We start from the raw sequence: 23989 nt of genomic DNA, 5'->3' as shown, positions 1-23989 counted from the left end.
AGTCTCCTTATTGTTATTTTGGGTAGCGCTACTTTTCGACAATGGCGGTAATGCCCAGCCCGCCCGCTGCACAGATCGAGATCAACCCGCGCCCGCCGCCGCGCTCGTGGATGGCCTTGGCCAACGCCGCCAATTGCCGGCCACCGGTGGCGGCAAACGGATGACCGCAGCCGAGGGAACCGCCGTTGACGTTCATTTTGGCGCGGTCGATGACGCCCAGCGGCGCGTCGAGTCCCAGGCGTTCGCGGCAATAATCGGCGTCTTCCCAGGCCTTGAGGGTGCACAACACCTGAGCGGCAAAGGCTTCATGGATTTCGAAAAAATCGAAGTCGGCAAAGCTCAGGCCTTCGCGCTTGAGCATGCGCGGCACGGCATAGGCCGGGGCCATCAGCAGACCTTCGGTGCCGTCGACAAAATTCACCGCGGCGGTTTCGCCGGTGCGTAGGTAAGCCAGCACCGGCCAGCCGTTGGCGGCCGCCCACTCTTCGCTGGCCAGCAGCACCACCGAGGCGCCATCGGTCAGGGGCGTGGAGTTGCCCGCGGTGAGCGTGCCGTTCTGGCGGTCGTAGGCTGGAGATAGACCGGCGAGTTTTTCCAGGCTGGCGTCGGCCCGCAGATTGTTGTCACGGGTCAGGCCGCGGTGGGGGCTGATCAGGTCCTCGAAGAAACCGCGTTTGTACGCGGCATCCAGGCGTTGGTGACTAGTGAGGGTCAGCTCATCTTGGGCCAGGCGCTTGATCTGCCAGCGCTTGGCCATTTCTTCGCAGTGCTCGCCCATGGACAAACCGGTGCGCGGCTCGCCGTTGCGTGGCAGCAGCGGTTTGAAAAACATCGACGGCCGCGCCCTCAGCAGAGCCTTGAGCTTGTCGCCCAAGCCCTTGGCGCGGTTGGCTGCGAGCAAGGTATGGCGCAAGGATTCGTTGATGCCGATGGGCGCGTCGGAGGTGGTATCGGCGCCACCGGCAATGCCTACTTCGATCTGGCCCAGGGCGATTTTATTCGCCACCAGCAATGCCGCTTCCAGGCCCGTGCCGCAGGCTTGTTGCAGATCGTAGGCCGGGGTCTCGGGGGACAAGGTGGTTGATAGCAGGGACTCACGTGCGAGGTTGAAATCCCGCGAATGCTTGATCACCGCGCCGGCAGCAAACTCGCCCAGGCGCTGGCCGTGCAGGTTGTAACGGTCGACCAAGCCTTGCAGCGCCGCTACCAGCAAATCCTGGTTGCTGTCGTGGGCATACACCGTGTTGGAACGGGCAAAAGGGATACGGTTGCCGCCGATAATCGCCACGCGGCGGGTCGGGGCCGGATTGAAGCTGTAGTCACTCATGTATGGCTCTCATTCCAGACAAATAGCCCGCGCATATGGGGTTTGTCGCCGGCGAAATTGCGCACTTCGAATTCGCGACGCGGGCCGGTCACAGGGTGTTGCCACAGGGCAACTTGGCCGGGCAAAAAGATCGGCAACTTGAAGTCGCAATGGGCTTCGGCCTGATCCAATCCACCGGGCGGTTGCTGGGCGGCCAAGGCGCGGCCAAGCGTCCACATGCCGTGGGCGATGGCGCGGCGGAAACCGAAGAGTTTTGCGCCGATCACCGAGGTGTGGATTGGGTTGAAATCCCCCGAAACCTTGGCGAAGCGCCGGCCCAGGTCGGCGGGTAAAACCCAGCGCTGGGTGCGCAGCAGGCCGTGTTCCTGCAATGGCAACGCGTCGCCCCAGGGCTCGCCAATCGGGTCTTTTACGTCGCGGCGCAGGTAGAGGCTGTCGCTTTCCCACGCCAGGGTGCCGGCGCTGTAAGCGCGTGTGGCGATGCTCAGCGCCTGGCCCTTGGGGTGGGCGACCCAGCGCTCGGCATACACCTCCAGGCGCAAGGCCTGACCTTCGTGCAGGCGCTGGTGCTGACGAATGCGATTGGCCAAGTGCACCATGCCGCTGGCCGGGTACGGGAAGCTTGGCCGGGTCAACAGCATCAAGTGCAGCGGGAACGCCAGCACATGGGGATAGGACAGCGGCACACCCTGCTCGCGCCGGAACCCGCAGGCACGGCCATAGGCGGCGATGCCAGCGGCGGATAACCCCACCGCCGAGCGCACCAGCCGCTCCTTGGGCAGTACCGGCGCGCCGTCGAACTTGGGCTTACGCAGGGCGCGCACGCCATCCAGCAACAACTGGGTGCGCGAGGGCGGCGGGTCGATAATCTGGGTCACGTAGTCCATGGCTCAGGCTCCCAGCAGACTTTGGCCGCACACACGAACGACTTGGCCATTGACGCCACCCGACGCGGGATGCGCCAACCAGGCGATGGTCTCGGCCACATCGATGGGCTGCCCGCCCTGGCTCATAGAGTTCATGCGCCGCCCTGCTTCGCGAATCATCAGGGGGATCTTTGCTGTCATCTGGGTCTCGATAAACCCCGGCGCCACGGCATTCACCGTCACCTGCTGCGTGGCGGCGCGTGTCGCGAGGCCTTGCACCAGGCCGATCACGCCAGCCTTGGAGGTGGCGTAGTTGCTTTGGCCGAGGTTGCCGGCAATACCGGAAATCGATGACACACACACAATGCGCCCACCGGGATTAAGCCCCTGGTTTTCCATCAATGCGGTGCTCAGGTGCAACGGTGCTTCGAGGTTGACCGCCAGCACATCGCGCCAGGCCGCTTCGGGCATTTTTGCGATGGTCTTGTCGCGGGTGATGCCGGCGTTGTGCACCACCACATCGAACGCGCCGTATTGGCTGACGTGGGCCAGCAACGACGAGGCTGCATCCGGCGCGGTGATGTCCAAGGGCAACGCTGAACCATCGACGCTGGCGGCGGCCTGTTCCAACGATTGCTGGGCCTGGGGCACGTCCACACACACCACGTGCGCACCTTCACGTGCCAAGACCTGGGCGATGGCCAAGCCGATGCCACGGGAAGCGCCAGTGACCAGCGCACGTCGGCCAGCGAAAGGCTTGTCCCAGTTGACACTAGGGTTGCCATCTACCGGTTTTTCCAATCGCACCACTTGCCCCGACACATAGGCCGAACGCCGCGACAGGAAGAAACGCAGGCTGCTGTCCAACCCGTCTTCGGCGCCTGGCGCAACATAAAGCAACTGGACGGTGATCGCCCGACGCAGCTCCTTGGCCAGCGAACGCACCAGACCTTCGAGGGCGCGTTGGGCGACGGCGTGGGGCAAGTCCGCGCAATGCTCCGGTGCAGTGCCGAGCACCACCACCCGTGCGTGTTGGCCCAGGCGCTTGGCGTTGGCGTGGAAGAATACGTACAGCTCATCCAACTGTTTAAGGTCGACCACCGCGCTGGCGTCATACACCGCGCCCTGGGCCTTGACCGTGGACGGCGCCTTGAGCGTTGCCGGGGTAGCCGCGACCGTGTCGGTGGCGCTGAAGACCTGGTGCACCTGGGAGGCCAGGCGCCCTGCCCCGGCGACAATCACCGGGTTAGCCAGGCCCGGCTGACCGCTGCGATGGCGTTGCAACGGCACGGGCTGGGGCAAGCCCACTGCCTGGGCCAGGCGACGGCCCCAGGGGGAATTGACGAACGATAGGTAGCTGTCACTCATATCAGCATTCACTCACAACACATTCTGACCTTGTAAACCCGGTTCATGTGGGAGGGGCATGCCCCCGATAGCGGTGGTTCAGCCAATGAGTCGGTGACTGATGGATTGCTATCGGGTGCAAGCGCCCTCCCACACTGGCCGCGTTTGTCCTAGTTGACCGAGGCGTTTTCGCTTTGGCTGCTGCGCCGCTTGGTGGCCGGTTCCAACGCCTGCTTGCGCTGCTGCAATGCCTCCAGCAAACCAAAGTCCTGCGGGAAGTCATCCACCTGGATACCGTGGTCGGCGTATTCCACATAGCGCGCGAGCAAGGCGTCTTCGTCGTCGCTGATCAAGTCCAGCGCCCTGGCCTTGACGCGCCAGGTGGTGAAAGCCGTGGCGGAAATAGGCATCGGTTCGAGCACGCCTTGCTTGATGGCAGGCTTGAGCCGGGCGTCGATCAGCTCCACTTGTGGCAGCAGACGGAAGCCCAACTCGCCATACGCCAACTTGTCGATTTCCGGACGTGGAATGTAGGAATTGGCCAACAACCGGTCACGGGTCTCGCCCGGTGTCTGCACCACATCGGCCACCTGGGCCAGTAGGCGATCCGACGGTTTGCGCAGCGGAATGCCGAACGGGAACGTCAGGCCGCGCACCACGGCGGCGGCGGCTTTGGAGGGGTAGTTTTCCAGCACTTCGGCAAGGGCTTCATGAGCACGCACTAGCGCATCCTGAGCCGACCAGTGCACCAGCGGCAGGTCTGACTGAGGCCGGCCGTCATCCTCGAAACGCTTGAGCACGCAGGACAAAATGTACAGCTGCGACAGAATATCCCCCAGACGCCCGGTGATACTTTCCTTGCGCTTGAGGGCACCGCCCAGCACACCCATGGAAATGTCCGAGATCAGCGCCAGCACCACCGACAGACGATTGGCCTGGCGGTAGTAGGACGCCAGCGCGGGGTCGGTCTTGGCAGGTGCGGAAATCAGACGGCCGCCTGTCAGCGAATGCACCGCCGCACGTACGGTGTTGGCCAGCACGAAACTCACATGGCCGAACATCGCGCTGTCAAAGTCTTCCAGCGCCTTACGCCGGTCCGGGTTGCGCGCCGCTTCCATCTCACGGAACACATAGGGATGGCAACGGATCAGGCCCTGGCCAAAGATGATGAGGCAGCGCGTCATGATATTCGCGCCTTCCACCGTGATGGCGATGGGGCTTTGCTGATACGCACGGGCCAGGAAGTTATTCGGGCCCATGCAAATGCCCTTGCCGGCGACGATGTCCATGCCGTCGTTGACGATGATTCGCGCACGCTCGGTGACGTGGTACTTCGCAATGGCGGAGATCACCGAAGGTTTCTCGCCGGCATCCAGGGACGCTACCGATACCTTGCGCACCGCATCGCAGGCATACAAATGCCCGGCCATGCGCGCCAGAGGTGCCTGCACCCCTTCGAACTTGCCGATGGGCAGGCCGAACTGCTTGCGCATCGCGGCATAAGCCGTAGTGCCACGCACCGCAACCTTGGCCAGGCCGACGTTGGCCGACGGCAACGAAATGGCACGGCCTGCTGCTAGGCACTCCATCAGCATGCGCCAGCCATTACCGACTTGCTCACGGCCGCCGATCACCCATTCCAACGGGATGAAGACGTCCTTGCCGGTGGTTGGGCCGTTCTGGAATACGGCGTTAAGTGGCCAATGGCGGCGACCGCTGTTTACGCCGGGGTGGGACGTGGGGATCAGTGCGCAGGTGATGCCGAGCGAACCTTTCGGGCCCAGCAAGCCGTCCGGGTCTTCAGCGCGAAACGCCAGGCCGAGCACGGTGGCGATGGGGCCGAGGGTGATATAGCGCTTGTCCCAGGTCACTTTGAAACCCAGCACTTCTTCGCCCTCGTGCATGCCCTTGCAGACAATACCCAGGTCTGGAATGGCCCCGGCATCCGAGCCCGCATACGGGCTGGTCAGGGCAAAGCACGGGATGTCTTCACCCCGAGCCAGGCGCGGCAGGTAGTAATTACGTTGGGCGTCGGTGCCGTAGTGCAACAACAGCTCGGCCGGGCCGAGGGAGTTGGGCACCATCACCGAAATCGCCGCCGCCGAGCAGCGCGTCGACAGCTTCATCACCACTTGCGAATGGGCATAGTGGGAGAAGCCTTTGCCGCCGTACTGCTTGGGAATGATCATGCCGAGGAAACCGGCATCCTTGGTGTACTGCCAGCCTTCGGGGGACATGTCCTGCCAGACCTGGGTGGTTTCCCAGTCGTTGGCGATGTCGCACAAGGTTTCCACTTCATTGTCGAGGAAGGCTTGCTCCTCGGCGCTGAGGCTGGCCGGCGCGGCTTGCAACAGGCGCTGCCAATCGGGTTTGCCGCTGAACAACTCGGCGTCCCACCACACGGTACCGGACTCGATAGCCGCACGCTCGGTGTCGGACATTGCCGGCATGATCGTGCGAAAGAGGCCAAGGGCCTTGCTGGTGAGCAAGGTGCGACGCAGGGGTTTGATCGTCATCAGCAACGCGGGCGCTATCACCAGCAGCGCCGCGACGCTGGCCCCAAAACCTGCCACCACGTTGAACACGTAACCCAGTGCCAACCAGATCAAGCCGGCCCCTAACCACAGGGTCGCGGCAGCTTGTCGATACGCCAGGGCAATCGCGGCTGCGAAACCCACCAATAACCAGATAACCATGGGGATACCTCTACTCGATTCAGGGCGTGGTTTACGTGCGCAAGGTCGAATTGACCTGCGGCGTAAAGCCACACTACAAACTTGGAAAGCTAATTTCAAATTTTGTTTTGAAATTTTTATTTAATGCTTGAGCGAAAAAATAGCGACTGAACCTGTCAGCCGAATCAACGCGAATTGGACGAAATCGGAACGGGTCGCGTGGGCGACCCCTTCATTGCATTACCGGTGAAAAACCTGCAGAAAGATGCGCTGACTGCGGGCTTCGCACCGGCACGGCGTAACACAGGATCAGAAGTTGTAAGTGACCCCCAGGCTCACGACATCGCCATAGGCTTCGGCCTTGCCGTCCAGGGTTGCCCCCCCGAGACGATCCTGGTTCTGGGTTTTCAACTTGGCTTTTTCCACGAACTGGTGGGAGTAGGAGCCGTCGATGCCCAGGCCTGGAATCGCTCTGATTTTGTAACCGAAGCCCAGCGAGGTGAAGATCCGGTCGCCATCCGGGATACGCGGGTCGCGGGTGGAGTTACGGGTAGGTGTCTGGTCCGTCGCAACACCGGCGCGCAACGTGAAATCATCGGTGAGCTTATAGTCGCCGCCGAGAGACACCATCCAGGCGTCCTTGTAGTTGTAAGGGATGGCAACGATGGTCGACCCCTCAGACTTCAGGGTCAGGTTTTTGAATGACGACCATTGGGTCCACAAGACACTGGCACCGAGGGTAAAACGATCATTGAACTGGTGAACCCAATCAATCGCTGCGCTGGCAGGAACGTCCAATTGGGTGGAGGCTTTACCGTTCATTTGAAGGTTGAGACCTGGATACAAAATGCCCGGCAACCCGGCGTCGATCAGGCCCTGGGAGCCTTCGTCAGCGTAGATGTTGTATTTGCCTTCAAGCTTGTTCTTGATCTTGGCGTGGTAGTTCAAACCCAGAGTGTCTTGTGGGGTTGGCTTCCAGGCCAGGCCGGCAAACCAGCCCACCGAGGTATTGTCGACTTTGACTCGCATGAGCGAGTAGCCAATGCCCGCCGGGAATGGGATCGAATTCGGAGCAAGTGCAGCGGCGGCATAGAGGTCAACGTTCTGGCTGACGAAGCCTTTGGTGTGCTGAACAATCGCGCCACCGCCGATGGAAAACTCATCGTTGACCTTGAACGAAAGCGACCCCGTCAACCCGACGGTTTCGATGCGCGTGTCAACCGCAAAATCCCGGCCCTTCCAGTCATTGTCCCAGGTGGTACGTGCGCCCATGGGCACCACTTGGCTGAGACCGAAAGCGAAACGGTCACCGATCGGCATGACCATGAATCCGGTCGGCACCCAGGCGGTAAAACCGCCCTGCCCTCCATCACCATCGCGGGGCACGGAATTGAACTCAAAGGTATCGGGGTTAACAGTCGTGGTGGAGGTCGGATTGCCTGCGTAGTCTTTGGCGGTACCTTTGTAGTGAATATTGATACGCGCGTAGTCAACGTTGAACTGCGAGATATTGTGATCAATGAACGCCATCGCCGCCGGGTTGTTGTAAGCCGATGACGGATCATCCTTAAACATCGAACCACCACCGAACGCGCGGCCCCAGCCTTCCGCCCCGAACGTCGGAGTAGAGAACCCACCGGCTTGCGCACTGCCGGTTATAACCATCAGGCCGCCGATAACGGCCAGGTTTATTAACGTGCGTGCGTGTGCTTTCTTATTATTCATGCCCGACTCCTTATAGTTGTTAAGCACCGACATCGGTTTTTCCGAACCCGGTTTACTTCAACAAGTGCCTCTTGCCAGGCACTTGCTCACTGCAATTCATGACCGTCCCATCCAGCACCCAGGCCATTTACGGAGAAACAGTAAACGCCGGACTGGGTGAAGCAGTGAGACCTGTGATCGTGCAAGCACCCACGGTTTGAGGGCTTGTGATGCTCAGGGTGTTAGTAGAGTTTTTCCAGATAACACTGATGTTCACTGGAGAACTGCTGCAGTCCGATGCAACCTTTAACTTCAACGCACCAAGCGTTCCGGGGAACACGTCGGGACCGCTACCTGTCAGCTTCAAACGCCACACAAAATTACTCGCGACAGGAATTGAGCATATGGGGTTTGAACCGCTGAACACGGCACTGGTAATCGCTGCAACTGATCCATCAGATGCAACCGAACCGGCCATCGCGAAGTTGCAAGTCACTGGTACATTAAGACTAAGGGGAGACTTTATAGTAATAGTGCCCGCCGTGGTAAATGCGCTACCGGCAGGGGCAATAGTGGCCGCACTGGCCGTCGATATGGCCCCACCGCAAAGAGCAAAGAGAGTTACACAACCGAACGTTTTCAAGCTTTTCATTGTTATTCCTCACAGGGTCTGGCGAGTCACTTCGCCTATGCGTAGCGCCACTGATCAGATGAAATGCTAAAGCCCAATAGACTGCGTGCGGCTGTTCTCTTAATACTCATGCGCCACTCCTTATTGTTGTATTCCACCCTTGCAAACTTTTTCAAACAAGTGCCTCTTACGAGGCACTTGCCAGTTTCAACGCGTGATCATCACGTCAAGTACTCAGGGTACTTATGGGCTAACGGTGAACGCTGGACTTGGAACAGCGGTAAGGGCGGTAATTGTGCAAGAGCCCACGGTTTGAGGCGTAGAAATACCCAGCGTGTTGGTGGAGTTCTTCCAGTTGACCGCGATGGTCACCGGCGTAGCGCTGCAGTCAGAGGCGATTTTGAATTTCACACCCGAAACAGTGCCGGTGAACGCGTCAGGCCCAGTACCAGCGACCGTCAGCGGCCATGGCAGGTTGCTCAACACCGGAACGCCGCATAGCGGGTTGGAACCGCTGACCGTAGCGCCGGTAATCGAAGCTCCAGCACCACCACTCGCCACGGTACCGGTGAAGATAATGTTGCAAGTGACCGGGATATTCAGGGACGCCGGCGACTTGACAGTGATAGAGCCCGAGGTGGTAAAAGCGGCACCAGCAGGTGCAATGGTCGCGGCGTTTGCCATCGAAACGGCACCAAAGCACAGAGCAAAAGAAGTTGCACAAACGAGGGTTTTCAAACTTTTCATTGTTTTTCCTCACATGTAATGGCGAGTCATTCGCCAGGGGGTAATGGCCATGAACGAGAGGTCACGGTGAAACTGCAGAACTTCCCTTTCCAGCCAAATCTCAATTCAATTACCGCTCTAAACGTGGACGGCGTTATTCAACAACTTTGAAGGTGGGCGGCATCTTGATCGACACCGTCTTGATCTTGCAGTCTTCGCCAATGGGTACATTGGCCGCTTCCAACTTTCCGGTGGCGTTGTCCCACGTGCCATCAGCGGTAGAAGGCCCGCACTTGCCGCCCAGTCCGAAGGCGTGCACATCCACGCTGATATTCGACATGGAACCGCTTTTGGTGTCTTTGGCCACCAGCACCCACGGCAAGTTGGTGGCTTCGACCCGGCTGCACTTGAGGCCGCCATCGAACTCAACTTTGTCGACATTCACGGATGAACCATCGGCCGCGACTTTGCCCGCGACCTTAATGGTGCAGTCGGCGCTGATCAGCGCCCCCTTGGAAAAACTGATGGGGCCTTGGGCGGTGAACGCACTGCCGGCCGGTTCGATACGGGCGGCCTGGGCCTGGTGATAAACGATCAGGCCCAGTGCAGCCAATAGAATATGGGTAGTGAACTTGGCAGGTGATTGCATGGTGTACGTCCTTCCCTTTAATTATTGTTGTTCGGGTCAAACCACTTCCTCGGGGCGATAAAATCCTGCGCGGCATTTAAGGCCCCGAGTACACAACTGGGTATTACTTCATGTCAGAACGGCTTGGCGCTGTTGCTGTACTTCTCCAGATACTTCAAACGTTGTGAGGGCTGAAGATTGGTCAGGCTGATATCCCCGGCGTAATGATTAAGCACCCGATGGTCCATGCGCCGGCGCCATAAGTAAGGTACATAGGCCCAGACAATCATGCTCGCGTACCCATAGGGCAGTTGCGGCGATTCATCAAAGTGGCGCAGCGACTGATAACTGCGCGTGGGGTTGGCGTGGTGGTCGGAGTGCCGCTGCAGCTGGAACAGAAAGATATTGGTGACAATCCGATTACTGTTCCAGGAGTGCCGAGGCGAGCAGCGTTCATAACGACCATTGGGTAACTTCTGGCGTTTCAGGCCGTAGTGTTCGACATAGTTCACGACTTCCAGCAACGAGAACCCGTAGATGCCCTGGATAATCAAGAAGGGAATCACCGCCGCCCCCAGCCAGGCAATCATCGCGCCCCACAGCACTAAGCTGTACATCCAGGCACTGAGTACACCGTTCTTCCAGTGCCAGGCCGGCAGGCCGAGTTTGCGCAAGCGTTCACGCTCCAGGTTCCACGCGGAGTGCGCACTGAACCACACCGAGCGCGGCAGGAAGGCCCAGAAACTTTCGCCCAGGCGCGAGCTGGCGGGGTCTTCTGGCGTGGCGACACGCACATGGTGACCACGGTTGTGCTCGGTGTAGAAGTGCCCGTAGAAGGTCGGTGCCAATGTGACCTTGGCCAGGAACACTTCCAAGGCGTTGGGTTTGTGCCCCAGTTCATGGGCAGTGTTGATGGCAATGCCGGTGGCGGCGCCGGTCGACATGGCCATGCCCAAGTAGGTGAACCAGCTCGGTGCGCCATGCAGTTGCGTGCGATCGGTGATGTAACTGGCGGCGTGGACCAGCCAGTTGGAAGGATCAAGGTGAGCGGTGGCGTGCAACAGACCACCTTGGATGATCCATTCGATGCCGCCGGCAGCCAGCCAGCCGGTAATGATCACTGACGAGATGACGAACAGCACGCCGGTGTAGACGATCCAGCGGTAGTAGCGTTGGGTTTCCAGATGGCTGACCGCCGACTCGGGCGGGTTGCTCACGTCTTCGCCGAGCAGGCCGTCAATCAGTGGGATCAGCCCGAAGATCACCAGCACGCCGACCCACCATAACTGCTGGACGCCGGTGAAAATGGCAAGGGAGCCGGACAACAGGGGGGTGGCCAACGGCATGATGCCCAACCACCACAGGTGGCGCTTGCCATCGGTCCACACGCTTGGCGCTGCCAGAGTCTGGTTCATGGCAGCCTCCTTGGCAGGGAGGTGGAAAACAGGTTCAGGGAGCGCAGAAGGCTCCGGGAAATCAACCATGCGATAAAAGACGTTTTTTTCATTTTTATTCGCTCTTAGGCATTTCAAAAATCATTTCAAAACAAACATTGAAATATTTTTTTAAATAAATAACGCGGAATCGTTAGGTCGTCAACTACTTTTTCGAAGCCTTTTTTACGTGACCGAGCAGTCTCTTTTTCAGCCGTTTGGTCAGGTCTCTAGGGCAAGCATTTGCGCCGTTCGAACCCGCAATGAGGACCACGATTATTTGTTCGCCAGGGCAAAGGGCGGATGCAGGACTGTGGCCGTTTGCGCCGGACGCGCGCGCTTGGCCACCTGCAACACCGCTTCAACCACTCGCGCCGTTGCGGTGATTGGCAGCATATGGCCGCGTCCCTCCACCACTTGCAGCTTGAGGCCTGGCACTTTGTCGGCGAGGGCCTGGCCGTGTTTGCGAAAGTCCAGCACCTTGTCTCGCGCGCCATAGATCAGGCCGATGGGCAGCGTCAGTTGCGAGTAGCGCTTGACCATGTCCGGCAGGAAGTCGTTGACCTGTGCGATCTCGCTGGAGGCTGCATAAAAGTTGTCGGGGCGCATGCCCAGAAGCCCGCCGCCCTGGGTGGCGAAATCTTCGGGAGCGGTGTCCGGGGCGAATACGCCCTTGACCACCGAACGCCGGGTCAACAGGCCAATGGGCACGGTGAGGGTATGGGCGACCCAGCGCCGTAACCAGGCCGGTCGCACCGCCAGCGACCAGAACACCAACGGCAAGGTGGGTTGGGGATGGGTCAGCGGCGCCACCAGCACCAGGCCGGATACGGCCTCGGGGTGGTCGAGGGCCAGGGCCAGGGATATCGCTCCGCCCAGGGAATGCCCCAACACCAGGGGCTTTTCCAGGCCCAGTGCTCGCATAAACGCTACGACCTGCCGCGCCTGGGCCGGCAGGTCCGCTGCCGTGCCTTTATGACGCGTGGAATAACCCGACCCGGAACGGTCGAGGGTGATCACCCGAAAATGCTCACGCAACTGGCCGGACAAGGCATAGGTCAGGTTGCGACTGCTGCCCATCAGCCCGTGAATCATCACCAGGGGTGGGCCTTTGCCCTCTTCTACATAATGAAAGCGCTCGCCATCGACCTCCACCAAGCGCCCATTGATGGGGACAGCGGCTTCAATGCGCCGTGTCATCCAGGCGCTGAAGCCCCACAACACCGCACTTGCGCCCGCCGCAGCGGCAACCCACTCCACAGCCATAGCTCGGTCCTCTGCTTCCCTGCTGCTGGCGACCCGACCGGAATTGGTCAAGGCCTCAGCCATCGCCCGCCCCCTGGACTTTGACCTCATGCGGACCGTGCTCGTCCGTCGGACAAGTGGTGCATACCAAACATGGTCCTAGCGTAGGCGATATTTTCAGGTAGATTATTTAAAATCTTTTTTAAAATAATTAATTCAATTTTCCTTTGCAATGGTGTTTTATCTAAAAGACAAAACAAAAACAGGAGCACATCCGATGCCCATCAAGGACAGCCTATGAATGCCCACAGTGAATCCATCGACATCGCCATCATCGGTTCAGGCTTCGCCGGCCTGTGCATGGCCATCAAACTCAAAGAGGCCGGATTCACCGACTTCTTTATCGCCGAACAGGCCGAGACCCTCGGCGGTACTTGGCGGGACAACCACTACCCAGGCTGCGCCTGCGATGTGCAGTCCCATGTGTATTCGTTTTCCTTTGCGCCCAACCCGAACTGGACGCGACAGTTCGCGCGCCAAGCGGAAATACGCGCCTACTTGGAGCAATGCGCTGTGCGCTTCGGCCTGGCGCCTTACCTGCGTTTCAACAAGGGCCTTGAACGCGCAGTATTCGATGAGCAGCAGCAACGCTGGCAATTGAGCTTCAGCGATGGCCGGCACGTGAGCGCACGGGTGCTGGTATCGGGTATGGGCGGCCTGTCGCGCCCGGCGCTGCCGGAGATTCCAGGCCTGGAGAACTTCAAGGGCAAGCGCTTCCACTCCCAGCAGTGGGACCATGACTATTCCTTGAAAGGCAAACGCGTGGCGGTGATCGGCACCGGCGCCAGTGCCATCCAGTTCGTGCCGCAGATTGCGCCGCAGGTGGCCCACCTGGACCTGTTCCAGCGCACGCCACCGTGGATCATGCCCAAGCCTGACCGGGCAATTTCGCCCCTCGAACGCTGGCTGTTCAAGCACCTGCCTTTCACCCAGCGCCTGGTGCGCGGCGCCTTTTACTGGGCGCTGGAAGGTCGCGTAGTGGGCTTTGCCCTGCACCCGAGGCTGATGAAGATGGTGCAGAAAATCGCCCAACGCCATCTGCACAAGCAAGTGGCCCGCCCGTCCCTGCGCAAGACCCTGACGCCGGACTACACCATCGGCTGCAAGCGCGTGCTGATCTCCAATGACTACTACCCGGCGCTGTCGCGCAGCAATGTCGAGGTGGTCACCGACCGCGTGCTGCGCATCGAAGCCGACGGCGTGATCACCGCCGACGGCATCAAGCACCCGGCCGATTGCCTGATCTTCGGCACCGGCTTCCAAGCTACCGACCCCGTGCCCCGCGACTGCATCATCGGGCGCGACGGTGTGGACCTGATGGACGCCTGGCACGACGGCGCCCATGCCTACAAGGGCACGACGGTACCGGGTTATCCCAACCTGTTTTTGATCGTCGGGCCCAATACCGGTCTGGGGCATAACTCGATGATTCTGATGATCGAGGCGCAGGTGACCTACATCCTCGACGCACTCAAGCAGATGCAGCGCCAGCGCATCGCCACAGTGGACGTCAAGCCAGCGGTGGAACAAGCGTACAACCGCCAACTGCAGGACCAACTCAAGCGCACCATCTGGAACACCGGCGGTTGCCAGAGCTGGTACCTCGACCCGCGCACCGGCAAAAACACCACCCTGTGGCCCGGCTCCACGTGGCGCTTCAAGCAGGTCACGCGACAGTTTGCGCTCAAGGACTATGAAGTCGATCGGTTACCGCTCAATACGCCCGCCCGTCCCGCGGCGGCCGCCCATTCCACCGCAGAAGGCAGCCTGTCATGAAGTCATTCAACGGTCGCGTGGCGGCCATCACTGGCGCGGCATCCGGCATGGGTCGCGCGTTGGCTCTGGCACTCGCGCGGGAAGGTTGCCATCTGGCACTGGCGGACAAAAACGCCTCAGGCCTGGAGCAAACCCTGACGCTGATCAAGACCTCCACCCTGTCACCCGTGATGATCACCACCCAGGTGCTGGACGTGTCCGATCGCCAGGCCATGGAAGAATGGGCCGCGCGCTGCATGGCTGAGCACGGCCAGGTCAACCTAGTGTTCAACAATGCCGGGGTGGCCCTCTCCAGCACCGTGGAGGGCGTGGACTATGCCGACCTGGAATGGATTGTCGGCATCAACTTCTGGGGAGTAGTCCACGGCACCAAGGCGTTCCTGCCCTATCTCAAAGCCAGCGGCGAAGGTCATGTAATCAACACCTCCAGCGTGTTTGGCCTGTTTGCCCAACCGGGAATGAGCGGCTACAACGCCACTAAATTCGCCGTGCGCGGCTTCACAGAAGCACTGCGCCAGGAACTGGATCTGCAACGCTGCGGCGTGTCGGCCACCTGCGTTCACCCCGGTGGCATTCGGACCGACATCTGCCGCAGCAGCCGCATCGACGCGAACATGACCGGCTTCCTGATCCACAGCGAACAGCAAGCCCGCGCCGATTTCGAAAAACTCTTCATCACCGATGCCGACCAGGCCGCCAAAGTGATCCTGCAAGGCATCCGCAAAAACAAACGCCGCGTGCTGATCGGCCGCGATGCGTATTTCCTCGACCTGCTCGCCCGTTGCCTGCCCGCGGCCTATCAAGCGTTGGTGGTGTTCGCCAGCAAACGCATGGCGCCCAAGCAACGCAGGCCAGTATTTGAAACCAATGACGAACCCCGTCTCTGAACAGGAGCACGCACTATGCTGCCTATCCGCCGCGACGTCCGTTTTGTCCTGCCCGCCGAGCGCATCACCAACTGGCACGAACAGGGCCCGTTCATCACGCATTTTTTCAATGCCCTGTCCCTGCTGTTTCCCCAGGGCGAGCTGTTTTTCATGGACAGCGTGCGCCATTACCGCCAGCGCGTGGAGGACCCTGCGCTGAAAAAAGAGATCCAGGGTTTTATCGGCCAAGAGGCGATGCACAGCCGCGAACACGTGGCCTATAACGACCTGATGCAAGCGGCAGGGCTGCCGGCACACACCCTGGACCGTCGTCTCAAGTTCGTCCTGGACCTGCAGAAAAAACACTTTCCGCCCGCCTTCAACCTAGCAATCACCATTGCCCTTGAGCACTACACAGCGATGCTTGCGGAAATCCTGCTCAGCGATCCGTCCCGCTTTGGCGACTCACTCAAGGGCTACCAGCAGATGTGGTACTGGCACGCTCTGGAGGAAACCGAACACAAGGCTGTGGCCTTCGACGTGTGGAATACGGTGATCAAGCCCGGCCCCAAGCGCTATCTGCTGCGCACCGGCGCCATGCTGACCACCACGGTGTTCTTCTGGCTGGTCGTACTGGATTTCCACGTACGCCTCTTGATCGCAGACCGTAAGGCCGGCGGGCACCTCAAAGGCTTCTGGCGCATGCTGAAGTTTCTGTATGGGCCCAAGGGAGTTTTCCCACGGATGCTGCGGCCTTGGCTGCACTACTTCAAACCCGGCTTTCATCCTTGGGACCACGATAACCGCGCGCGCCTGGAGGGCATCGACAGCCTGATCGAAGACATCGAACAGACTCAGCGCGGCTACTAGGCTTGCGCCAAGGCTTCACGCTCGCGCACAAAGCCTTCCAACTGATCGCCCGGCAGTGCCTTGCTGAAATACCAGCCCTGGATAATCAACTCAGGGCCGGTGTTCAGGAAGGCCAACTGCTCGGCGGTCTCCACGCCCTCCACCACCACGCCCAGGTTCAGCGCTTCGCAGAAACGCAGCATGCCGGTCAGCACTTGGGCGCCTTTGGGATCGTGTTGGGCCACCACGAAACTGCGATCGATCTTGATGAAGTCCACCGGGAATTGGTGCAGATAGCTCAGGGCCGAAAACCCGGTGCCGAAGTCATCGATATAGACCTTGGCGCCGATGTCCTGCAATTTGCGGATGGTCTGGCGCGTGGCCGGGATGTCGCTGATCAGCGCGTCTTCGGTGATTTCCACCGACACCTGTCCATGGGCCTGAGCGAGGATTTCCACGAGGCGTTCGCCATAGGCCGCGTCGGTCAGGGTCGCGCTGGAAATATTGATGGTCATGGGCAGCGCAAAACCGAGCTTTTGCCACTTCTGATACTGACGAATCGCCTGGGACGCCACCCACACGTCCACGTCCGGCATCAGCCGCGCCTGCGCCAACCATTGCAGGAATTCCCACGGCGAATGCACGGTGCCCTGGGCATCGCGGGCGCGCATCAGCGCTTCGCAGCCAGTACACAGGCCGGTGCGTGTCGAGACCTGCGGCTGGAATTCAAGGTAGAACTCGTAGTCGCTGATCTGTTGGATGTGGCTCAGTTCATTGGCTTGGCGCGCGAAGGTCCTGTGGGACGCCAGCACCGGGTCCAGCTCGCGCAGCCGGCCTTTCTCTTCGAGGCCTCGGAAGGTCATGTCGAGGGATTTCAAGTACACCGTGCCACCTTCAGCGGCCTGGCGATGGATTGCACGTACATACGGCGCGTACACCAGGGTACCCAGGGCTAATAGCGTTACTTGCAGCGCGACTGCCGCCAGATCGCCGTGGGTGCTCAGGTAGGCATTGAGCAATACCGGGGAAGTGAACGGCACGCTGGCCACCGCCGGAGATACCCACCCCAACTCCACCACGGTCAACGCCACCATTGCGTTCAGGGCAGGGACTACCAGAAACGGAATGAACAGGCGTGGGTTAAGGATGATCGGCAGGCCGAACAGCAGGACTTCACTGACGTTGAACAGCGAGAGCGGCAAGCTCGCCACGGCCAGCAGGCGCATCGACTGACTCTTGGAAAACAGCAGGATTGCCACCAGCAAGCACAATGCACCGCCCGAGCCGCCGATAAAGGCAAAACTGCCCAATAGGCCGCTGTTGAGTACATATTTAATCGGCTCACCTGCTGCCAGCGCGGCGCCGTTGAGCACCACCGCCTGATCCAGTACGTCGAACAGCGGTTGCATGGCGTACACGCCGTGGATCCCGAAAAACCACAACAGCGAGTTCATCAACGTGACAAACAAACCGCTGCCATAGGGCGACTCCAGGGCTTCAATCACCTGGGGCCCCTGCAACTGCGCCACATAAGGAATCTGCAGCAACAAAGACAGCGCCACCACCAGCGCCAGAGCGGTGATGGCACCGGGCACCACCATATTGATCGTACCCCGCAGGTTGTGCCCTACCAGGTCTTCATTAACCAGGCGGGTCCAGCGGTAGCGGTACAGCCAGGCCATGGCCGGCACATTCAGCAGCGGTGAGGCAATGGCGATAAACAGGACGAACGTGGCAGACGCGCGGGGGTATTCGCGCAGGATAAAGGTCGCGACCACTACATGGGCCAGGCACAGAAACGCCACCGGTAGCTGCGGCAGGCGGTACTGGATCGCCAGCATGTAACCGATGGAAGCCGCCACCAGCAGCGGAATCACTGAACTGATCTGGTTGTGCAACCCTGCGAGGAGCGCTACCACCTGCGGATCGAACCCCAGTACCCGCGCACATTCGGACAGGATCAGAAAACCCGCTGACACCAGCAGGCACGGCAGGATCCACAGCAGCCCTTCGCGGATCGCACGCAACGACTCGGTACTGGCCAAGGCAGCCAGACGCTGGGTGAAGAACAGTTTGAACAGCGTTTGCGCCATGACCCACCCTCTGCCCATCGCCCTCTGCCCATGGAAGGCAGTGCCCAAAATACCGGGGCTAACGCTACACGTCCTGACACCGGGAGCGAAAGCCTTTTGCCATGTTCAGGGCGGAAATTTCAGCAATGAATAGCAGGCAACGCCGGTTTTTTTTAATTGTTGAATGTTGTGACCTGAGCCGATCCTGGAATCTGCTTCAATACCTGTTGTCTGCGCTTAATGCGCATATGGCTCGTCTCGGGCCAAAAACTGAAGCCTGATTCCATCTGATTTGGAGCACACCCTTGTCACCACATGGCGATAACCACCAGCTCGCGCTGGACCGATTCTTGAACGAACACCCCGATGTGGCCGCAGAACTGAACACCCTGAACCCGCTGGCCGCCCAGGCCAAGGGCGAAACCTTGGCACAGTACCGCGCCGAACGGCTGCATGAAGCGTTTGAGGCAGAAGCCGAACGCCAGGGTCTCTTTGCATGGGAGTTGACGCTCAAACTGACCACCGACTCCTCCGAGGACTTCGAGGCCCTGCGCCTGGAAGTGCACAAGGAAGTGGCGCAGATGGCCGGACTGAGTTGGGTCGAATACTGCCAACTGCACGATTTGAACGGCTGATACGCCCACTAAAAAAACCAGTGGCGTCGCCGTCCATTTATCGCTTCGCACAATTCTTCGGCCGAAAGGGTGCGTCGTTCAGGGTCCACCTCCAACGCAGAACGCAACGCGGACCAGCACTGGCGGGGCAGTTGTCGTGGCCTCGGCAATGGCTTATTCAACTGCCCCTTGCCGGGGCGGTTTCCCTGGGCGAGTTCATAGATCACACAGGCCGCGCCATACAGATCGGCCTTGGCAGACAGGCGCCCGCCCGCCAGCAATTCCGGTGCCGCATACGCCGGCGTCCAGGCGTTTAAGCGGCTGCGACTCAAGCCAGGCAAACCTGCGGCCTGCTGTGCCTCGCCATGCCCCAAACCAAAATCAAACAACTGCACACCCTGCTCGCCCACCATGATATTGGCGGGCTTCACATCGCCATGCAGAACGCCCTGCTGGTGGGCATACGCCAGCGCATCCAAGAGTTGCATTGCGATGGGTTTCAGCTCCCTCCAAGGCAATCCATCAGGGCACTCCTTGAGCAGCCGGTCCAGGGTCATACCGGTGAGCAACTCCATGGTGAAGAATGCAACCTGGCGCGGGGTGTCAACCTCGAAGGAAAACGTTCTGACCACATGATCGTGGCGCAGGCTTCGGGTCAGGGCGAACTCGCTGTACAGCAATACATGGCCGTCGGGGGATTCGGCGAGCGTATCGCCCAGCAGCTTCAGCGCCACCCATGCGTTGGGCTCGCCGAACGCCTCGTGCAGCAGATCACGGGCGCGGTAAACCACGCCCATCCCGCCTGTGCCCAATTCGCGTTCGAGGTGATAGCGTCCTGCAAGCAGGTTCGGTGGGCCGGTGACTGCACTCATGGCTGAACCACCACGGCCGTCAGGTCATCCCGCGCGGCCCCTCGCATCACGTTGGTAAATAAGCGATCCACGACCTGCAAGGGTGTCCCCACACTCAGGGCACTGCCCAGTTCGCCGTGGCTGAGTCCCTGATACAAACCATCGCTGCACAACAAAAATACATCCCCCGGCTGGATACTGAGTTCCAGCACTGCCAGGCTCAGTGGCTGTCGGCCGCCAATGGCACGGGTCAACGCCTTGGCATCCGGATGGGCCTGGGCCTGCTCCAGGCTCAACTGCTGCTTGTCCATCAGGTGCTGCCACAGCGAGTGGTCCCGCGACAGTTGGTACAACCGCTGCCCCCGCCACAGATAGCAACGGCTATCCCCGACCCAAATGCACGCGGCGCGATTGCCCTCGCGCAGTAGCACCACCACGGTGCTGCCCATGATGCCCTCGGCGGCTTGATTTATTGCTTGCCCCATTTCACTGTCGAGCGATCGCAAACACCGCCTCACGGCCTCGACCCGTTCGTCAAAGCTACCCTGATCAGGTAACGAAGCCAGGCTGCTGATTACCCAGCGGCTGGCCACATCCCCAGCCTGATGACCACCCATACCGTCGGCTACTGCCCAACACCCCCGCTGGGGGCAGTCGAGAAACGCGTCCTCGTTGCGCAAACGCGCCTTGCCCCGGGCCGTTCGCCCAGCACTGTATCCCGCGGTATGTGCCTGGTTCACAGTTGCTCCGGCAAGCGGAATGTGCGCCAGTTCGCCATTTGGAACGGACCGAGGCTGCGCTGACTGCTGAGCAGGAAGTTGGCGCGCATGCCATCGAGTTCGGCCTTGATCAGCTGTGCGCCCTGACCAATCGCTGGCTCACTTTGCATCAGCTCGAAAAATCGAAACAACGACCAGGGGCCCGCGTTTTTTTCAATCCCCAACGGGCGCTGCACACCCCTCTCCAGTACCAGGCTGCTACGGCCATTATCCGTCTCGCCCGGCCACTGGAACGCCATAGGCACAATCGGACCATGACGGTATTCAAGGTGTTGATCCCCAATGCTCAAGACGGCACGGCTGACTGCCTGATCAAGGCTATAGGGAGCCAGCGTGAACCGCACCGCCCAGTCCCCCTGATCTTCAGTGAAGAAGCCCTGGCGGATCATCTGGGCTCTGGTCAGTTGGTCCAACAGTGAGCGCGACAGCCCCAGGCTACGGCCATCGAGTCCCCGTAGGCGATAGCGACTGCCCTCGGCACTGACAAAGGAGCGCAGGTAGCTTTCATAAAAGCTCGCCATGGCGCCCTGGGGTTTGAAAAACGCCTGGAAATCGCCTAGGGCGACATCACTGGTGGCAGTGGCATCGAACGGATACCGATGCTGGATCGCCTTGGCGTAAAAGCCATAGACCTCACTTTGGTAGCGCTGATTGATATACACATAGGCATCGTCGAGCAGTAGTCGCCAGCTGTCATCGGCAATGCCTTCAAACCAGCCTTTGAGCGGCAGCGGCAAGCGCGCAGCAGCATCACGCAGGCTACCCAACAACGGCTGTTGCCCTTCCATACGCTGCCTGACCATCGTGAATACCGCCTGCTCCGGCACGCCTTCGCGGTTCAGGGCCGCCAGTTGCAGATGCCATCCATCGAGCAGCCGTAAAGCCTGCGTCAGCTCAACGCCGGGGTTTTGTTCCGCATCCAGCAATTGATGTAGAGGTTCGAAACGACGCTGCAGCGCGCGTCGGGCAGAGTCAGGTGCAGCCTGCCCCTGCAGTTGGCTGAGCAACACACTGGAAGCGGAAGTCTCCACATCCAAGACCTGTTGGGTAACGGCCTCAAGGCGATCAGTGGCCAAGAGCAAGCGCGTATTTTCCCGAACCTGTTGCAACAGTTGCACCAACGGCGACTGCGCTGACGCCAGGCTGGCAAGCCCGTCCGCATGCTGCCTCAGGCTGTTACTTTCCTGCAGACGGACTTGGCCAAGGGCCTCACTCCACGTATCAGCGTACTCACTGAAATAGCGCTGCTCCAGCTCCAGCATCAAACGCCGCAAATCCAGTGCACTCAGATCTGCGCCCTCCCCGATGACCCAATTATCCTGAGCGATGGAGTTAACCAGGCGCGGGCCTTGCCTTTCAAAATACTGCACATACCGTTTGGTGTAGAAGCCGGGTATGGGCTGCTCGGCAGTGACAAACCCCCGCCCCTCGGCCAGGCGAAGAGGCTCAAGACTTCTCGCCTGGTCACGCAGCACCCGGTAGACCACGCCTGCCAAGGATTCACCACGCAACTCCTGGCGAGCCTCGGCAACCAGTTCAACGTCCGAGGACGTCTCGAACGACAGCCCCAGTAATCTTGCAAGGTGTTCATTCAACCGATTCTGCGTCGCAGCATCACCGGCATAACGCACCGACCAATGACCGGCTACACGCTGCGCCAGCCAACCGTTATCGCGACGCTCACGCAGACTGAGCATCAGGTATGCCCGCAGGCTATCCAGCAGTTCCTCGCGGTCGCCAAGACTGGCTCGCACCTGTTCTTCCAGCATCGAGGAGACCAGAGGCAGCAACTGCTCACGCAGTGAATCTTCATAGGCACTCACCAGCAGCGGCCGACTCAACTCCCCTTGATACAACCCACCGCGCTCGACCAATCGAGCGTCCGCCAACGCGGGAAATACCTGAGTAGCGGCCAAGCGAGCATCTAACAGCGGCAGCCGCGCCAGGGTAACGTCCAACCCTGGCACGGCGGACGGCTGTGGTTTGCTCAGTTGAGCCAGTTGCATCAAGCGTTGGTGGTTGACCGAATAGCTGTAGGCCCACAGCCCTCCCGCGCCGAGAATAGCCAGGGAAGCCGCCAACGCCAGCAACCCTTGATGTCGACGGATACGCTGTCGCTCTGGCAAAAGACTCTGAACATCAGCGAATGCCTGCTGCGTGAGCAGTCCAAAGATCTGCGCTTGGCTGTCTGGCTGACGTGGGCGCTGTACCAGCGCGAATCCTTTGCCGGTCTGCTGGCAGGGCTCGGGTTGCTGCGTCATCTCTGTGAGCATCATTGGTCCACGGTGCACCCGCAAAAGCTGCGCACCCGCAGCGCGGCGTTCGGCTGGTTGGTCTTGCGCCTTGAGACACTGCTTGTTCAAAGCCTTTCGCTTCAGGACCAGCAGCCGTTATTCCGAGCGTTGCTGGAACAACTCTCGCGCCTTGATGAGCTCTGGACTGCCCATTTGGGCGAGGGCGCGCCGCTCTTGCTACCGATTCGCAGGCAACTGGACCAGCGGATGGAGCTTGCGGCGCAGGGTCATCCCGCCGTCACAGGGGTGAGTGCCGTGATTGCACACGTCAAACAGGCCACCACCCCGTTGTTGAAAACCGAGCTGACGGTCAACAACGAAAAGGACGCGCATAAATTGTTGCGTGCCTTGCAAGAACAAGCCCGTCCGTTGTGTACCTGGTGGTTGCGCCACAACGCTACCGACTTGCGGGCCTTGCACCTGAGCCGAACGCTGGCATGGCTGGCCATCGTCCGCTATCCGGACGCCAACAATGAGCGCGTCACCGCGCTGTACGCGCCGCCCTGCGACACGCTCAAACGCTATCAGGAGCGGTTTTGCCAAGGGCATCACGCCGATCTGCTGGTTGAACTTGAGGCTTGCTTCTCAGGTGCCATGTTCTGGTTCGACGGGCTGCACATGATCTGGCAATGCCTGGAGGCTCAGCAGGCGAAGCACGCCATGACCGAACTGGAAGTGAGCTTTGCCCTGTTGCTGCAACGCTTGCCGGACTTACCCGCGTTTCGTTTTCACGATGGCGCTCCTTTTGCCAACAGCAGTACTCGCGACTGGATCGCACTGCATGTTTCCCATCACCTGCAAGCGCCTGAAGTGCCCGGTGTGGTGGCCGATGCCGAGCCCTGGGAGATCGCTTTGCAGGATGTATTGCCTCGGCTGGGCAAAGAGGGACTCAAGGCCGCCGTGCAACAACTCAAGCAAGGCTTGCACGCCGCCCGCAGTGATCGAGCACGCTTTTACTGGCGCCTGGCCCAGGCGCGTTTATGTGTCCACGCGGGCAAGCATGAACTGGCGAAGATCCTGCTCGAACATTTGGATGTCGAGCTGCAACGCTCGGGCCTGGAGCGCTGGGAACCGGAGCTGGCGTTTCAAGTCACCCAACTCTTGCATCGCTGCTGCGACCTGATGCCGCAAAACCATGCCGTGCGCGAGCGCAAGGAAGACACCCACCGCAGGCTGTGCCTCTTCGATCTTGAAGCGGTACTTGAATAGGCTCACGAGCCAAAAAAAGGAGAAATACCATGGCCAA

The 23989-nt window shown here is 60.1% G+C and carries 18 protein-coding genes and 1 pseudogene; 5 read left to right on the top strand and 14 right to left on the bottom strand.

All coding sequences use genetic code 11. The annotated features are described in order from the left end of the window. Positions 1-28: 28 nt before the first annotated feature. The 10 genes from ACKZ62_RS12510 to ACKZ62_RS12465 form a co-directional block, all read right to left on the bottom strand. Positions 29-1327, bottom strand: coding sequence for an acetyl-CoA C-acetyltransferase (locus ACKZ62_RS12510; protein WP_122765412.1), 1299 nt, complete (start codon positions 1325-1327; stop codon positions 29-31). After that, positions 1324-2214, bottom strand: a complete 891-nt coding sequence (locus tag ACKZ62_RS12505; RefSeq protein WP_032886501.1) for a MaoC/PaaZ C-terminal domain-containing protein — start codon at positions 2212-2214, stop codon at positions 1324-1326. The genes ACKZ62_RS12510 and ACKZ62_RS12505 overlap by 4 nt, the downstream gene beginning before the upstream one ends. A gap of 3 nt (positions 2215-2217) precedes the next feature. Further along, positions 2218-3561, bottom strand: a complete 1344-nt coding sequence (locus ACKZ62_RS12500) for a 3-oxoacyl-ACP reductase (protein ID WP_095184571.1) — start codon at positions 3559-3561, stop codon at positions 2218-2220. Positions 3562-3710: 149 nt separating this feature from the next. Then, a complete protein-coding gene (locus ACKZ62_RS12495) occupies positions 3711-6236 on the bottom strand; it encodes an acyl-CoA dehydrogenase (protein ID WP_122756541.1) in 2526 nt (841 codons plus the stop codon). A gap of 288 nt (positions 6237-6524) precedes the next feature. Further along, complete coding sequence (locus ACKZ62_RS12490) at positions 6525-7940, bottom strand: outer membrane protein transport protein (protein ID WP_099602287.1); 1416 nt, start codon at positions 7938-7940, stop codon at positions 6525-6527. A 127-nt stretch (positions 7941-8067) separates the two neighbouring features. After that, positions 8068-8571, bottom strand: a complete 504-nt coding sequence (praB, locus tag ACKZ62_RS12485; protein WP_277419709.1) for an alkane oxidation protein activator PraB — start codon at positions 8569-8571, stop codon at positions 8068-8070. A gap of 222 nt (positions 8572-8793) precedes the next feature. Beyond that, positions 8794-9297, bottom strand: coding sequence for an alkane oxidation protein activator PraB (gene praB / locus ACKZ62_RS12480; protein ID WP_081797686.1), 504 nt, complete (start codon positions 9295-9297; stop codon positions 8794-8796). A 133-nt stretch (positions 9298-9430) separates the two neighbouring features. Beyond that, positions 9431-9925 (bottom strand): alkane oxidation protein activator PraA, encoded by a 495-nt coding sequence (gene praA / locus ACKZ62_RS12475; protein ID WP_032886505.1) that lies wholly within the window; start codon positions 9923-9925, stop codon positions 9431-9433. A 113-nt stretch (positions 9926-10038) separates the two neighbouring features. Further along, entirely contained in the window at positions 10039-11319 is a 1281-nt protein-coding gene (locus ACKZ62_RS12470) for an alkane 1-monooxygenase (protein WP_447096753.1), read from the bottom strand. 294 nt (positions 11320-11613) lie between these two features. Beyond that, positions 11614-12603, bottom strand: coding sequence for an alpha/beta fold hydrolase (locus tag ACKZ62_RS12465; protein WP_447096752.1), 990 nt, complete (start codon positions 12601-12603; stop codon positions 11614-11616). Between the two features lie 276 nt (positions 12604-12879). Here ACKZ62_RS12465 and ACKZ62_RS12460 point away from each other — a divergent pair, with 276 nt between their 5' ends. The 3 genes from ACKZ62_RS12460 to ACKZ62_RS12450 are packed head-to-tail and all read left to right on the top strand — an operon-like array spanning position 12880 to position 16154. Continuing rightward, entirely contained in the window at positions 12880-14418 is a 1539-nt protein-coding gene (locus ACKZ62_RS12460; protein ID WP_095184565.1) for a flavin-containing monooxygenase, read from the top strand. After that, complete coding sequence (locus tag ACKZ62_RS12455; protein WP_032886509.1) at positions 14415-15305, top strand: SDR family NAD(P)-dependent oxidoreductase; 891 nt, start codon at positions 14415-14417, stop codon at positions 15303-15305. The genes ACKZ62_RS12460 and ACKZ62_RS12455 overlap by 4 nt, the downstream gene beginning before the upstream one ends. A 15-nt stretch (positions 15306-15320) precedes the next feature. Further along, complete coding sequence (locus ACKZ62_RS12450) at positions 15321-16154, top strand: metal-dependent hydrolase (protein WP_099602284.1); 834 nt, start codon at positions 15321-15323, stop codon at positions 16152-16154. Here ACKZ62_RS12450 and ACKZ62_RS12445 read toward each other — a convergent pair. Continuing rightward, positions 16151-18226: a PTS sugar transporter subunit IIC/EAL domain-containing protein gene (locus ACKZ62_RS12445; RefSeq protein WP_095184563.1), complete on the bottom strand. Its 2076-nt coding sequence runs from the start codon at positions 18224-18226 to the stop codon at positions 16151-16153. The two genes, ACKZ62_RS12450 and ACKZ62_RS12445, sit on opposite strands and share 4 nt — an antisense overlap. A 284-nt stretch (positions 18227-18510) precedes the next feature. Here ACKZ62_RS12445 and ACKZ62_RS12440 point away from each other — a divergent pair, with 284 nt between their 5' ends. Then, positions 18511-18840 (top strand): DUF6388 family protein, encoded by a 330-nt coding sequence (locus ACKZ62_RS12440; RefSeq protein ID WP_447096751.1) that lies wholly within the window; start codon positions 18511-18513, stop codon positions 18838-18840. Between the two features lie 8 nt (positions 18841-18848). On the opposite strand, the gene ACKZ62_RS12435 is transcribed toward ACKZ62_RS12440, so the two are convergent. From ACKZ62_RS12435 to tssM, 3 genes and pseudogenes are all read right to left on the bottom strand, one after another. Next, positions 18849-19691, bottom strand: coding sequence for a serine/threonine-protein kinase (locus tag ACKZ62_RS12435; protein ID WP_447096750.1), 843 nt, complete (start codon positions 19689-19691; stop codon positions 18849-18851). Next, positions 19688-20410 carry a PP2C family protein-serine/threonine phosphatase gene (locus tag ACKZ62_RS12430; protein ID WP_447096749.1) on the bottom strand — a complete coding sequence of 241 codons (723 nt, stop codon included), beginning with the start codon at positions 20408-20410 and terminating at the stop codon, positions 19688-19690. The genes ACKZ62_RS12435 and ACKZ62_RS12430 overlap by 4 nt, the downstream gene beginning before the upstream one ends. Continuing rightward, positions 20407-22617 (bottom strand): annotated as a pseudogene (tssM, locus tag ACKZ62_RS12425) (type VI secretion system membrane subunit TssM); the annotation flags it as partial. The gene ACKZ62_RS12430 and the pseudogene tssM, both read right to left, overlap by 4 nt. On the opposite strand from tssM, the gene tssA reads away from it, so the two are divergent. After that, a complete protein-coding gene (tssA, locus tag ACKZ62_RS12420; RefSeq protein ID WP_447096748.1) occupies positions 22546-23952 on the top strand; it encodes a type VI secretion system protein TssA in 1407 nt (468 codons plus the stop codon). The pseudogene tssM and the gene tssA overlap by 72 nt on opposite strands. The last annotated feature ends 37 nt before the right edge of the window (positions 23953-23989 follow it).

Source organism: Pseudomonas sivasensis, from assembly GCF_052938085.1.
This window is presented reverse-complemented; position numbering and strand designations above follow the sequence as displayed.

Bases quoted from the DNA above. Each gene is read 5' to 3' on its own strand.
- ACKZ62_RS12510 (WP_122765412.1), bottom strand. From the start codon at position 1,327: ATGAGTGACTACAGCTTCAATCCGGCCCCGACCCGCCGCGTGGCGATT.
- ACKZ62_RS12505 (WP_032886501.1), bottom strand. From the start codon at position 2,214: ATGGACTACGTGACCCAGATTATCGACCCGCCGCCCTCGCGCACCCAG.
- ACKZ62_RS12500 (WP_095184571.1), bottom strand. From the start codon at position 3,561: ATGAGTGACAGCTACCTATCGTTCGTCAATTCCCCCTGGGGCCGTCGC.
- ACKZ62_RS12495 (WP_122756541.1), bottom strand. From the start codon at position 6,236: ATGGTTATCTGGTTATTGGTGGGTTTCGCAGCCGCGATTGCCCTGGCG.
- ACKZ62_RS12490 (WP_099602287.1), bottom strand. From the start codon at position 7,940: ATGAATAATAAGAAAGCACACGCACGCACGTTAATAAACCTGGCCGTT.
- praB (WP_277419709.1), bottom strand. From the start codon at position 8,571: ATGAAAAGCTTGAAAACGTTCGGTTGTGTAACTCTCTTTGCTCTTTGC.
- praB (WP_081797686.1), bottom strand. From the start codon at position 9,297: ATGAAAAGTTTGAAAACCCTCGTTTGTGCAACTTCTTTTGCTCTGTGC.
- praA (WP_032886505.1), bottom strand. From the start codon at position 9,925: ATGCAATCACCTGCCAAGTTCACTACCCATATTCTATTGGCTGCACTG.
- ACKZ62_RS12470 (WP_447096753.1), bottom strand. From the start codon at position 11,319: ATGAACCAGACTCTGGCAGCGCCAAGCGTGTGGACCGATGGCAAGCGC.
- ACKZ62_RS12465 (WP_447096752.1), bottom strand. From the start codon at position 12,603: ATGGCTGTGGAGTGGGTTGCCGCTGCGGCGGGCGCAAGTGCGGTGTTG.
- ACKZ62_RS12460 (WP_095184565.1), top strand. From the start codon at position 12,880: ATGAATGCCCACAGTGAATCCATCGACATCGCCATCATCGGTTCAGGC.
- ACKZ62_RS12455 (WP_032886509.1), top strand. From the start codon at position 14,415: ATGAAGTCATTCAACGGTCGCGTGGCGGCCATCACTGGCGCGGCATCC.
- ACKZ62_RS12450 (WP_099602284.1), top strand. From the start codon at position 15,321: ATGCTGCCTATCCGCCGCGACGTCCGTTTTGTCCTGCCCGCCGAGCGC.
- ACKZ62_RS12445 (WP_095184563.1), bottom strand. From the start codon at position 18,226: ATGGCGCAAACGCTGTTCAAACTGTTCTTCACCCAGCGTCTGGCTGCC.
- ACKZ62_RS12435 (WP_447096750.1), bottom strand. From the start codon at position 19,691: ATGAGTGCAGTCACCGGCCCACCGAACCTGCTTGCAGGACGCTATCAC.
- tssA (WP_447096748.1), top strand. From the start codon at position 22,546: ATGTCGACGGATACGCTGTCGCTCTGGCAAAAGACTCTGAACATCAGC.